Annotated in this window: 9 protein-coding genes; 6 read left to right on the top strand and 3 right to left on the bottom strand. The window is 33.7% G+C overall.

Going from position 1 to position 13,691, the window contains the following annotated elements:
- The first annotated feature begins 1 nt into the window (after position 1).
- The 5 genes from QO190_RS04800 (at position 2) to kbl (ending at position 9,955) form a co-directional block, all read left to right on the top strand.
- Positions 2-3,115 (top strand): efflux RND transporter permease subunit, encoded by a 3,114-nt coding sequence (locus tag QO190_RS04800; protein WP_371481268.1) that lies wholly within the window; start codon positions 2-4, stop codon positions 3,113-3,115.
- A 2-nt stretch (positions 3,116-3,117) separates the two neighbouring features.
- Entirely contained in the window at positions 3,118-4,461 is a 1,344-nt protein-coding gene (locus QO190_RS04795) for a TolC family protein (protein WP_371461791.1), read from the top strand.
- Positions 4,462-4,608: 147 nt separating this feature from the next.
- A complete protein-coding gene (gene priA, locus QO190_RS04790) occupies positions 4,609-7,047 on the top strand; it encodes a primosomal protein N' (protein ID WP_371461792.1) in 2,439 nt (812 codons plus the stop codon).
- Between the two features lie 115 nt (positions 7,048-7,162).
- Entirely contained in the window at positions 7,163-8,608 is a 1,446-nt protein-coding gene (gene dacB, locus QO190_RS04785) for a D-alanyl-D-alanine carboxypeptidase/D-alanyl-D-alanine-endopeptidase (RefSeq protein ID WP_371461793.1), read from the top strand.
- A gap of 150 nt (positions 8,609-8,758) precedes the next feature.
- The gene (gene kbl, locus QO190_RS04780) at positions 8,759-9,955 is read left to right on the top strand and encodes a glycine C-acetyltransferase (protein WP_371461795.1); all 1,197 of its coding nucleotides are present in this window, start codon (positions 8,759-8,761) and stop codon (positions 9,953-9,955) included.
- A gap of 43 nt (positions 9,956-9,998) precedes the next feature.
- Here the strand turns inward: kbl and QO190_RS04775 are convergent, their stop codons facing one another.
- Entirely contained in the window at positions 9,999-10,460 is a 462-nt protein-coding gene (locus tag QO190_RS04775) for a hypothetical protein (RefSeq protein WP_371461796.1), read from the bottom strand.
- 115 nt (positions 10,461-10,575) lie between these two features.
- Between QO190_RS04775 and QO190_RS04770 the strand changes: the two genes are divergently transcribed.
- Positions 10,576-11,007, top strand: coding sequence for a DUF4268 domain-containing protein (locus tag QO190_RS04770; RefSeq protein ID WP_371461797.1), 432 nt, complete (start codon positions 10,576-10,578; stop codon positions 11,005-11,007).
- A 133-nt stretch (positions 11,008-11,140) separates the two neighbouring features.
- Here QO190_RS04770 and gldG read toward each other — a convergent pair whose 3' ends face one another.
- The gene (gene gldG / locus QO190_RS04765) at positions 11,141-12,796 is read right to left on the bottom strand and encodes a gliding motility-associated ABC transporter substrate-binding protein GldG (RefSeq protein ID WP_371461798.1); all 1,656 of its coding nucleotides are present in this window, start codon (positions 12,794-12,796) and stop codon (positions 11,141-11,143) included.
- 112 nt (positions 12,797-12,908) lie between these two features.
- The gene (locus tag QO190_RS04760) at positions 12,909-13,637 is read right to left on the bottom strand and encodes an ABC transporter permease (protein ID WP_371461800.1); all 729 of its coding nucleotides are present in this window, start codon (positions 13,635-13,637) and stop codon (positions 12,909-12,911) included.
- Positions 13,638-13,691: the final 54 nt, after the last annotated feature.

Below are 13,691 nucleotides of genomic sequence, written 5' to 3'. Positions count from 1 at the left end.
AATGATGAATACAAAGAATAATTTCATTGCTAAAGCGATGAAATATAATAAAATAGTGCTTCTGCTCATTTCTACTTTTATTATTTTCGGAGTGTATGCACTTTTCAAAATGCCGAAGCAAGAGTTTCCTAGTTTTACAATAAGACAGGGTGTAGTAGTGGCTGTTTACCCAGGTGCAACCGCCGAAGAAGTGGAAGAACAAGTGGCAAAACCTTTAGAAAACTATCTTTTTACCTACAAAGAAATAAAGAAAAACAAAACCTACTCTCAATCAAAAGACGGGATATTGTATGTTTTTGTAGAACTGAATGATGATGTAAAGAATAAAACTGAAGTTTGGTCTAAAATTAAATTGGGTTTATCTAATTTCAAAATGCAATTGCCATCTGGTGTTGTAGCTTTGGTTGCAAATGATGATTTTGGAGATACCTCAGCATTACTTATTGCTTTGGAGTCTGATACAAAAACGTATCGTCAGCTCAGAACGTATATGGAAGACCTCGAAAGTCAATTAAGAAGTATAGAATCTGTTTCTAATCTTAGAAGATATGGTGAGCAAAACGAACAAATTAGCATTTATGTGGATAAAGAAAAAATTGCCAGTTATGGTATAAATATTTATAACTTGTATCAGACACTTATGTCTAAAGGTTTTGTAGGACCGGCTGGTAAAATTGACAATCAAAACCTGTCTATACCAATACATATTGATCGCCCTTTTACCTCAGAATATGATTTGCAAGAGCAAATTATTTATTCGGATCCAACAGGAAATCAAATTCGTTTAAAAGATGTGGGGAAAATCGTTCGAGAATATCCTAAAGCTAATACTTATACTTTAAATAATAACCACAAATCACTTATTCTTTCTACCGAAATGCGAGAAGGTTACAATATTGTAGATTATGGTAAATCGGTAAATGAAGTCTTGAAAAAATTTGAGAAAAAACTACCTAATGATGTAAAAGTTTTCCGAATTGCAGACCAACCTCAGGTAGTTGATACTTCTATTCATACATTTTTAAAAGAGCTTGGAATTGCTATTTTGGCAGTGGTTTTGGTAACTTTAGCATTAATGCCAATAAGAGTTGCAGCAGTTGCAGGTTCTACTATTCCTATCAGTATATTTATCACTTTAGCATTAATGTTTGCTTTTGGTATTGAGCTTAATACGGTTACGTTAGCAGCTCTCATAGTTGTTTTAGGGATGATTGTAGATAATTCAATAGTGATTTTGGATGGGTATTTAGAAAAATTAGACGAAGGCATTCCTAGAAAAGAGGCAGCTATACAAAGTGCAGGAGAATATTTTAAAGCGGTTTTGTCTGCAACATTAGCTATTGGTATTACTTTCTTTCCGTTTTTGATTTCTCTTACCGGGGAAATGCGGGATTTTGTAAGCGCTTTTCCTTGGACTGTTCTATTGGCTTTAGGAGTATCTCTTGGCGTGGCGGTTATGTTTGTGCCGTTTCTCATGTATATTTTTATTAAAAAAGGATTACACGACCCGAACAAGGCTGCAGAAACGAAAGGAAAAACCGTAATGGATAGAATACAATCTTTTTATGATTCAATTTTACAAAAGATTTTTAGTTTTCCTAAAATATCATTTGCGGTTGGTATCTTGATAGCATTATTTGGAATTTTTCTATTTCTAAAAATTCCTATGAAACTTATGCCAATTGCAGAAAGAAATCAATTTGCCATTGAAATTTTCTTACCCAATGGAAGCTCCATCAATGAAACGGAAAAAGTAGCATTAGATCTTCAAAAAAAATTACAAAAGGATACAAGAATTACTTCTCTTACGCTCTTTATGGGAACAGGTTCTCCTAGATTTCAGACAACATATGCACCAAAAATAGGAGGATCCAACTTTGCACAGTTTATCGTGAATACAAAAAGTTCCGAAGCAACTGTGGATATTTTAGATGAAAATGCCAATAAGATGGCATACTATTATCCCAATGCTTTTGTGAAATTCAAACAATTAGATTATCAAGCAAATGTAGATGCTGATACTGAAATACGTTTAACAGGAAATAACATTGCAAATCTTAAACTTGAAGCGCAAAAGCTACAAAACGAATTTAAAAAATTAGATACTCCTCTAAGAATTTATACCAACTATCAAGAGGTATTGCCAGATGTAACCGTTGCGCTAGATCCTGTAGAATCTAATCGTTTAGGTATTAGTGAAGGTACATTAGGTATTGGCTTGGCATCACGATTTGGAGGAGTTCCTATTACTTCTATCTGGGAAAATGATTATAATGTTCCTGTAGTGCTTAAATCTAGCATAAGTGGTGATAGATTAAAACCTGGAGATGTTCAAAATGAATATGTTACTGGTTTGTTTTCTCCAGCAGTTCCGCTTCGTCAGGTTGCTAAAGTAAAAACAACTGCACACGAAGGACAGATTGTAAGAAGAAACGGACTTAGAACTCTATCATTGTATGTAGATTACAAGAGAGGTACAAGAGTAGATTCTGAACAAATAAAAGTGGAAGAAATTGTTAATAAGTATTTGAAAGAAATTAACGATAAAGATATTACACTTACTTATGGCGGAGTTAAAGAAAATACAGAAGAGACATTGCCGAAAATTATAGGAGGATTATTAATTTCTATAGCCATTATTTATTTCATCTTGGTTTTCCATTTCAGAAAAATCAAACTGGCATCTCTGGTATTTATTTCTACTATTTTTTCTTTTTTAGGAGCTGCTTTAGGGTTATTGATAATGGATATGGAATTTAGTATGACTTCTGTATTAGGTTTGGTAAGTCTTATAGGAATTATTGTTCGGAATGGGATTATTATGTATGATTATATAGAAGAAATGCGCCATAAAGAACATAAATCGGTAAAAGAAGCTTGTGTAATGGCGGGAGCAAGAAGAATGCGTCCTATACTACTTACTTGTCTTGCAGCATCAATGGGAGTAATACCAATGATTATCAGCAAAAGTCCGCTTTGGGCACCAATGGGAACGGTTATTTTCTTTGGAACATTAATTTCAATGGGGTTCATCCTTACAATGCTTCCACTCCTATATTGGATGGCTTACAGAAAAGAAGACAATTACAATTCACAACAATTAGAATTAGCGTAAAAATGAAAAAGTATATTATAACTAGTCTGTTTTTAGTAATTGCATCAGATGTTTTCTCGCAAAATATCACCTTGCAACAGGCTAAGAAAAGCACATTGGAGAATAACAATTTGATAAAAAATAAATCTCTTCAGGTAGAAGAAGCTAAGGCTTTAAAGAAAGAAACTCTTACTAATTATTATCCAAAAGTAAGTGCAATGGCATTTGGAATGAAAGCCATTAATCCTTTATTAAAGTTGAATATGGAAGGCGGTAATCTTCCTGTGTATGATGGTAATCCTGCACATTTACTTACAGCCACACAATTTGCGTATATGCCAGGTATTAATATAAGTCTCCTAAACCAACTAGCAGGAGGAGCAGTAACAGTACTACAACCTATTTATGCTGGTAATAGAATAAAAACCGGAAATCAATTGGCGGATATTAATCTTGAAGTAAAAATGAAGCAGGAAGAATTATCAAACAAAGAAATTCTTTATAAAACAGAAAAAGAATATTTACAAGTCTTAAGTCTTTACGAAAAAGAAAAAACGCTTACAGGATATGAAGATTTTTTGGATAAATTATCTAAAGAAGTTCAAAATGCTGTGAAAAGTGGAGTAGTTATCAAGAATGATTTACTGAAAGTTACTGTAAAAAGAAGCGAATTAAAACTCAGAAGAACACAATTAGAAAATGGGATGGTATTATCAAAAAAACAATTATGCCAGACTACAGGTATTCCTTACAGTGACAACCTTGTGTTAGAGAGTACATTAGCAGAACTCAATTCTCCTGAATCTTATTACATTTCGGAAGAAGAAGCAGTGAAAAAAAGACTCGAATATCAAATGTTAGAAAAATCAGTGGAAGCTTCGGATTTACAAATAGAATTAAAAAAAGGAGAAGCTCGTCCTTCAATTAATGTAGGTTTATCGGGATTTTATATGGATCCTTTAACAAAAAATCTAGATGGAAATTTCAACGGAATGGCTTTTGCCGGAGTAACAGTTCCTATCTCTAATTGGTGGGAAGATAAACACAAAATCAACCAATTGAAAGCTGAAAAAACGATGGCAGAAAATGATTTTAAAGAAAACGTAGGATTATTAAAGTTACAGATTGACAAAGCCTGGAGAGATCTTCAGGAAGCATATAAAAGTATTTCCTTAAACCAAGAGACGCTTTTACAGGCTTCGGAAAATACAAGAGTAAACCAACAAAGCTATAAAAATGGCTTATCTCAATTGTCTGATCTTTTAGAAGCTCAAGCGCAGGTAAATGATACTCAGGAAAAACTGATAGATTCTAAAATCAATTATCAACAAGCGGTTTCTTACTATTTGATGATAACCGGAAGGTAATATAAAATCTACAAAGACAAAGTACCCATTGTAATAATCTCTGCTAAAAGGTATTATGATGATAAATAGAACTTCAGATTTTTCTGAAGTTTTTTTCTTAATTCCTTAATAATTTAAAATCCGTATTTTTGAAAATATTTTCAAAATTTGACATTCGCACAAATCATTCTTCCGCTTAATCTAAAAGGAACTTTTACCTACAAAGTTTCAGAAGATTTATTGCCAAAATTGGTTTTAGGAATGCGCGTTTTGGTTCCTTTTGGTGGTAAAAAAATCTACACAGGAATTGTCTTCGAAATTCACGAAAATGAGCCCGAAGCTTTTCTCCCGAAAGAAATTCATTCTATTTTAGATGCAGAAGCCATCGTTCCCGAAGAGCAACTTCAATTTTGGAAATGGCTTTCAGAGTATTATCTCTGCAATATTGGCGAAATCTATCGTTTTGCATTCCCAAGTTCTTTGAAATTAGAAAGCGAAACTTATCTTAAAAGAAACCTGAACAAAGAAATAGATTGGGAAGTTCTAGATGCTAATGAAACTTATCTTTTACAAGCTCTGGAAGTGAAAACGCTCGTTAGTTTATCAGAAATTGAAGCTTTTATTCCTAAAAAAGAAATCATCAAAACTGTCAATACATTGATAGATGAACAATATATTTTGATTGATGAACAGATTTTTGAAAAATACAAAGCCAAAGAAGTAGCTTATCTTAAAATTGATGAAAATATTCTCGGCAATCTGTCAGAAATTCTGCAAAGTTTAACCAAAGCCAAAAAACAAAAAGATTTGTTTTTGTCAATTTTGGAGGCTCAACAAACACAAAATCAACCGCTGCGAAAGTCTCAATTTTTTGAAAATTGTGTGTTCAATGCTTCGCATTTAAGAGGTTTGGTGGAGAAAAATTTGGTGCAAGAATATTACCTTCAGAAAGATAGAATCGAAACATATGAAGGCGAAATAGAAAATCTGGAAAAACTTTCAGAAATTCAAGAAAAAGCTTTGACAGAAATGAATGAAGGTTTCCGTGATGGCAAAAATATCTTGCTTCATGGCGTTACTAGTTCAGGGAAAACGCATCTGTATCTGGAAAAGATAGAAGAAACCATTGCTAATGGAAAAAATGTGTTGTTTGTGCTTCCAGAGATTGCTTTGACCAAACAAATTATCCAAAGATTAGAAAAAAAATACGGAAAACAACTCGGTTTTTATCATCAAAAACTCACGGATTTCGAAAAAGTAGAAGTTTGGCGAAAAGTGAAGAATAATGAGATTAAAATCCTCATCGGAACCAGAAGTTCGCTGTTTCTTCCGTTTCAGAATTTAGGCTTAATCATCATTGATGAAGAGCATGATGCTGCTTACAAACCTCGTGAAGTAAAACCTTTTTTCAATGCCAAAGATGCCGCTTTGGTTTTGGCAAATTATTATCAAGCGAAAGCGATTTTGGGTTCTGCAACGCCTTCAGTAGAAAGTTATTACGCTGCCAAAAATGGTAAGTTAAAATACGTTTTCTTAGGAGAAAGATTTGGAGAAGTGGCTTTGCCAAAATATGAAATCATCAATTTCAAAGAAGCACAAGAATCGAAGCTTTCAGTAGGTCATTTTTCCCAGCATTTAATTGATAAAATTTCTGAAAATTTAGAACATAAAAAGCAAACCATCATTCTGCACAACAGAAGAGGATACGCAAACGTGGTAGAATGCGAAAGTTGCGGTCATGTTACCTATTGCAGCAATTGTGATGTGGTGATGACGTATCATAAATCTACCAATGAGCTGAAATGCCATTATTGTGGTCACAAAGCGCATAAACCTAAAATCTGTCCGAAATGTCAAAGTACAAACCTCAATACTCGTGGAATCGGCATTGAACAGATAGAAGAAGAAACGCAGAAAATCTTTAAGGAAGCACAAGTAGAGAGAATGGATGTAGACAGCATGCGTAAGAAATTTGCCTACGAAAAACTCTACGAAAAAATAGAATCTGGAGAAGCTGAAATTGTGGTAGGAACGCAAATGATTTCTAAAGGTTTGGATTTTGATAATATAGAATTGGTGGCGATTCCAAAAGCAGATGCACTGTTGTATGTTCAGGATTTCAGAGCAGAAGAAAGAGCGTATCAATTGATTACGCAGGTTTCAGGAAGAGCGGGTAGAGACTCTGGAAAAGGTAAAATTTATATCCAGACTTATAATCCTTATCATCCACTCTTTGAACTGATTAAAGAAGAAAATTCTGCCAAAATTTATGAGCATTTTCTCAAAGAAAGAGAGCAATTTTTGTATCCACCTTTTGTGAAATTGGTTTTAATAGAACTTAAGCACAGAAAAGAAGAAAAATTGCAGAGAGCTTCTCAGTTTTTAAGTTCGGTTTTGCAAAAATATTTGCCTTTGCCATGTATTTTAGGGCCAGAAAAGGCACCGATTGGTAAAATAAATCTCTTGTATCAATATCAGATTTTGCTCAAATTACCAAGAGGCAAAAAGTATCAGGAATACAAGGATTACGTGCTGAAATCTCTCGAAGAATTCGAAGAAATTACCGCTTATAAAAGCATCAAAATAGATACGTTTGTTGATTTTTAACAAATTTTAACAATTCTTGGGACAGTTTTAGCTATACAAGAAGAATAGGAAAAGGCAATAATTTATAAATTTGCCTCGTTAGAATACTGAAAATCTGATTATTATAAAGTCTAAAATGAGAGAATTGAAAAGAATAGCTATAGCTGCAACTGTGCTTGTACAAACCGCAGTTATTGCCCAAACTTCATCAGTTTCTTCTAATATATATACCGAAAAAAGTGGAATAGGAAGTGCTGGAATAGAAAAACCTGTGCTTTCTCCTAAAGAACAGTTAGAAGAAAATATAGAAAAAATGAAAAAAGACCCTCTTTTGCGCAATGCAACTTGGGGTTTTGTAGTCTACGATACCAAAAAGAAAGAAGTCATCACCGGTTATAATGAAGACAAACCTTTGATTCCGGCTTCTACCACCAAATTGCTTTCTACCGATGCTTCCATGTCACTTTTGGGAGGAAGATTCAAATGGATTACTCAATTAGAATATTCTGGAACCATTGACGAAACGGGAACGCTTAACGGAAATCTTTTTGTGATTGGCAGTGGTGATCCTTCTATGGGAACAGGAAAAGCAGGAGCGTGGTCTTATTCTCAAATTATCAGCGATTATTTAGCTAAAATTTCTGAAGCGGGAATTAAGAAAATTAATGGAGATGTTGTAGTGCAAACTGCTGTTTTTCAGGATGTAAGATTAGAATTGCCAGAAAAAATAGTTTGGTTAGAGCATAACAATTACTATCTTCCTGTAGGAAATACCAATAACATCAACCCAAAAAACGAGAGAATTGCAGTAAAAGCAAAATCTGTTTTTGACACTTCAAAAAGATATTTTTACGTTTCTCCTTACATGAACAAAATGGCTTTCACCGAAAAATTTGAAGCCAATAATTTAATTACAACAATTCCTGCAGCTCCAGCGTTATTAGCCAATAATCTTAGAGCGAGTTTGATTAAAAATAGAATCCCAATTTCTGGAAAAGTCATTAATAGAGTGACTGACCCAAATCCTGAAGAAAGGCAGTTTTTAGCGAAATATTCTTCGCCTACAATGGTGGATATTATTTACTTTACCAACCAAAAAAGTGATAATGCTTTAGCAGAATCCCTTTTGAAAACAGTAGGTTTTTATAAAACAGGAAATGTTTCTTTAGAATCGGGACGAGAAACCATCGTGAGACATTTAGAAGAAAAAAGATATGATTTTGATGGCTTAGTTTTAGCGGATGGAAGTGGCTTGTCGAGAGCAAATAAAGTAAAACCTATTTCTCAGGTGAAGTTTTTGGCAGATGTGATGAAAGAGAAATATTATGACGATTTCCTTAAATCTTTGCCGATTGCTGGAGAAACAGGAACACTGAGAAGAATGTTTAAATCGGGTAATAATTATGGTCAAATTTTTGCCAAAACAGGAACACTTAATGGAGTAAAATGTTTGGCAGGTTACATTAAAACAAGAGATGGAAGAATTCTTTCTTTTTCTTTGCTAATTAACGGTTATTTAGGCTCGGTAGACCAAATAAAAGCCAGAATGGAACAATTGCTAGAACCTGTGATAGATTTGTAAAAAAATAAGAAGATTTTTCACATTCTTTAGGATTTTATGAAATGAAAAATCTTATAATTTCAAAGAAAACAACACTTAGAATATATCGACAAAGCCTTCTTTTATGAGGGCTTTTTTTATTACATTTGTGAAAATCAAAAAATCTAAAAAATGATTTCAGAAAAATACCTTAAACACTTACAAAAGGAGCTAGAAAATATCGAAAATGACGGATTGTACAAGCGTGAAAGAATCATTACTTCACAACAATCTGCAGAAATTGTAGCCAATGGAAAATCATTATTGAATTTCTGTGCCAATAATTATTTGGGACTTTCTAACCATCCAGAAGTGATGAAAGCATCTCAAGACATGATTGCATCTCACGGTTACGGAATGTCATCGGTGCGTTTTATCTGCGGAACTCAGGATATTCACAAAGAATTAGAAGCTAGGATTTCTGAATTTTTAGGAACAGAAGATACCATCTTATATGCAGCATGTTTTGATGCAAATGGTGGGGTATTTGAACCGCTTTTCACAGAAGAAGATGCTATTATTTCAGACGAGTTGAACCACGCTTCTATTATTGATGGAGTTCGACTTTGTAAAGCAGTGAGATACAGATATAAAAATAATAACATGGAAGATTTAGAAGCACAACTTATTGAGGCTTCTAAACAAAATCACCGTTTCAAAATCATCGTAACAGATGGAGTTTTCTCGATGGACGGAATCGTAGCAGATTTAAAAGGTGTTTGCGATTTAGCAGAAAAATATGATGCGTTGGTAATGGTTGACGATTCTCACGCAACAGGTTTCATCGGTAAAACAGGTCGTGGAACGCATGAAGCCAATGAAGTGATGGGAAGAGTAGATATTATTACTTCTACCTTAGGAAAAGCTTTGGGTGGCGCTCTTGGTGGTTTTACTTCTGGTAAAAAAGAAATTATCGATATGCTTCGTCAGCGTTCGCGTCCGTATTTATTTTCAAATTCTCTAGCTCCAGGAATTGTAGGAGCGGCTTTGAAAGTTCTAGAAATGCTTTCTAAAGACACTTCACTACGTGATAAAGTGATGGAAAACGCAGAATATTTCCGTACGGAAATGAAAGCCAAAGGTTTTGATATTCCTGATGGTGATGCGGCGATTGTTCCTGTAATGTTGTACGATGCTAAATTGGCCCAAACTTTTGCAGAAAAAATGATGGAAAACGGCGTTTATGTCATCGGTTTCTTCTACCCAGTTGTACCGAAAGGAAAAGCAAGAATTAGAGTTCAGCTTTCTGCGGGACATACCCGTGAACATTTAGATAAAGCCATTGCAGCTTTCGAAAAAGTAGGAAAAGAATTAGGCGTAATTTCTTAAAATTAAAAAATTATAAATTAAAGCGGACTTTAGTCCGCTTTTTTTAGTCTCTTTTATTAGGATTGATGGGCTTTTCTTTGGTGATGACCATTCCGCGAATATAGTTTCGGTCTTGATAAACCCAAACGCTTAAAAATTTAATTTCAGGATTCTTTTCCGTTTTTGCATTAAAAATAAACAATTCCACAGGATCTGAAGTCAATGAAATTTTATAGAAATAAGCAGAGTTGAGATTATGCAATTCTATTTTTCCTAAATCTGTTTCATTTTTTTGACAAATATCACTTAGTTTTTCATCTAAAAACATCTCAAATTTTTTGGCAATATTGAATTTTTCAAAAGAGGTGAAGTTTTTATTTTCACATTTATTGAGAAACTCTTGAATAAAATTTTTGGCAATGGTTTGTCTTTCTGTGTTAATGTTTTTATCTGAGATTTTCTTGTAATAACTTTGAGCAGAAAGCAATGAGCTGAAAAATAAAGCAATAATGATGAGGTTTTTCATGGTGTAACTTTTCTCAAAACTAATATTTTTAAATGAAATAAAATAATATTTGAACAGAATTTCCCTATTTTCGCCAACTCATAACTCATACTTCATCACTTATAACTTAATAAAAATGTTCAGCAAAGAAGAAGCCTCTAAAATAAAAAAGGAATTTTGGACCAGTTTCGGGAAGTCGTTTCCGAGAAAATGGATTTTGTATGATACTAAAATCAAAGATTTCGCTTTTAAATTCTATTGTGACAACAAAAAAGCTGAGGTTTCTGTAGACATAGAAATGAAAGATGAAATCTTCCGAAATGCTTATTACGAGAAGCTTTGGTCTCTCGAAGGAATTTTAGAAGATGAACTGAAATGCGAGGTGCATAAAGATGAATTCTACACCTTAGAAAACGGAAAAGTGATTTCTAGATTTTGGGTAGAAAAACATGGCGTTTCCATCTACAATAAAAACACTTGGCGAGAAATTTTCGAATTTTTTGTCGAAAAAATGACCGCTTTTGAAATGGTGTATTATGAATATGAGGAGTTTATAAAAGATGTGTAAATGTAAAACTGTTAAACGGTAAAGTCGCGAAGTCGTAGAGCTGTTAAACTGATAAACAGTAAAGTTGTGGAAAAAAATACAATTTTACGACTTCACAACTTTACAAATAAACGACTTCACAAACCCTCAATAATTATCCGAATTTCTTCTTTCTCAACCAGAAGAAAATTCCACCCAAAAGTCCTAAAATTGCCAATGGTGTCAATAAATTAAACCATTGCCAGTTTGTTTTTTCTTCGTCTATTCTTCTTCTGTCAAGCAAGCGAGATTCTATATTTCTGTTTCTGAGTTCTATGAGATTAGAATCATCGAGAAGCCAATCTAAGCAGTTTCTCAAAAATTGTTCGTTTCCGTAGAGTTGGTCGGTTAATAAATCTGCTCCTAAAGGTAAGTTTTGACCTTTCATCATTTGATTTCGGCCAATATCACCATCAGAAATAACAATCATTTTATTTTTTCCAGCAACTTCATTTTTAAAATTAGGGAAACCGTTTTTTTCACTTCTATTCGCATAAGCAGAAGTAAATTTACCTTCTAAACTCACCGCAAAAATCTTCGGAGTTGTAGGTTTTTCCATTACAGAAAGACTGTCAAGATTCGCCATTTCTGAAAGCTCTACATAATTAGGAACCGATTTAGCAGTGGTTCTTTCACTCGATTCGTAAAGCACTTGAGTTTTGATATTTTTTCTTCCTAAAGTATCAATTGCAGTTGGAAATTCAAATTTTACAGGATTGATGTTTTTGGTAATCGGATTGTTGTTTTCATTAATTCCCAAAGGAAAATAAGGCCAAATTAAGTTGGTGTATTGAGGATTTCCCGCTACTTCGCCAACTTGCAATCTAATCAAAGCAGATTTTTGAAAATCTTTAATCAAAGGCGCATTGATTCTCACGCCATAATTAAAGAAAAAATCAGTCATATTGATGTCGATAGGATAGGCCATGAGTTTTTTCTTGGTCATCAAAGTATCCATTTCTGCATTCACGGCGTCAATCATCCAAAGTGTTTTTCCACCGTTCATAATGTATTGGTCTAGAATCACTTTTTCTCCGTCAGTAAAGGCTTTTCTAGGCTTTGCAATCACCAAAGCATCCATTCTTTCTAAATTCGGAAGATCTTCTAAAGTCAACTCTTTTTTGTTTACAGGAATTACAGGACCAGCATTGTAATTTTCGAGCGTCATGTCCATAAAACTACGGAATTCATCTACTCTTAATTCATCTTGATTCACCAAAACGCCTACGTTTTTCTTTTGGTCTGCTACCAAAGATTTAATGGTAGAAGCGAAGTTAAATTCCAGATTTTCAATGGATTTTGTTAGCTGTTCTGCTGCATCTATTCCCATTTGATTGGTAATGAGCGAAATAGACGTTCCGTAACCTTTGTACTTCATCGCAGCATAAGGAAAAAGCACGATTTGAGAAACTTTTCCGTCTTTCATATCGGGCAACATAGAAGGTTGCATTCCCATTGCTTGAAGCGTGTCTTGAGACATTTTGGTCGCAATAGGATCTATGAATTTATAGTCTATTTTCGGATTTATTTTTCTGAATTCTTCCAAAAGAAACTGTGTTTCATTCTGCAATTGCTTAAAACTTGCAGGAAAATCACCTTCCAGATAAACTTCTACAGTCAGTGGTTCTTTTACAGATTTCAGCGTTTCTACTGTAGCATCAGAAAGGGTGTAACGTTTTTCTTTGGTCAAATCAAAACGATGAGAAAATACACCGAAAATTCCTAATAATAGGATAATAGCTGGAATAATATATTTTAAATTTTGTTTCATTTTTATTTTAAATTTTAAACCACAAAAGAGACAAAAGCTTTTGTTGCTTTTTTTTACTTTTGGCTTGCTTTATTTTTCAATCAATTCTTTTGTTGCTTTTGCGGTTAAATAACTATTTCTTCTTCTCCACAAAAACTTTCGCCAAAAACAAACTCAATCCAATCACAAAAAGGAAATAAAACACATCTTGTGTATCAATCAAACCTCTTGTAAAGGCAATAAAATGATGATAAAAACCAAGATTCTGAAGCAGATAGTCTGCGCCTCCCAATAATTTGAAATTGGCCAATTGTTCTATCCCAAAGTATAAAATGAAATTCAGGAAAACGCCCAATAAATAAGCCATAATCTGGTTAGAAGAAAGCGAACTTGCCAAAATCCCAACCGCAGAAAATGCAGCAATGAGAAGAATAATCCCGAAATAGCTTCCTAAGGTCGCTCCTAAGTCTAAATTTCCTGCGGGAACGCCTAAAACATAAACAGAGTAGAGGTAAACCAATGAAGGAAGTAAGCATAAAATCCCAACCAAAAATACCGCGAAAAACTTCCCTGAAACGATTTCGGAAATGCTTAATGGTTGAGAAAAAAGCCATTGCAAAGTGCCATTTTGTTGTTCTTCGGCAAAAGATTTCATGGCTAATGCTGGAATAATGAACAAAAACAACCATGGCGAAAGCGTGAAAAAGCTCTGCAAACTGGCTGTTCCGATTTCTAGAATATTGAAATCATTCTCGAAAAAAAATAAAAATAAGGCAGAAATCAAAGAAAATGCACCGATGATAATCCATGCACTCCAATTCCCGAAATAACTCCAAAGTTCTTTTTTTAGTATAGCAATCATACTCTTATCAATTTTTGCTTCGCAAGTCAATTTATTTTATAGTGAATTGCTTTG

Origin of the sequence: Cloacibacterium sp. Arc13, assembly GCF_041431305.1 — a bacterium.
Classification (GTDB): Bacteria; Bacteroidota; Bacteroidia; order Flavobacteriales; family Weeksellaceae; genus Cloacibacterium; species Cloacibacterium caeni_B.
This window is presented reverse-complemented; position numbering and strand designations above follow the sequence as displayed.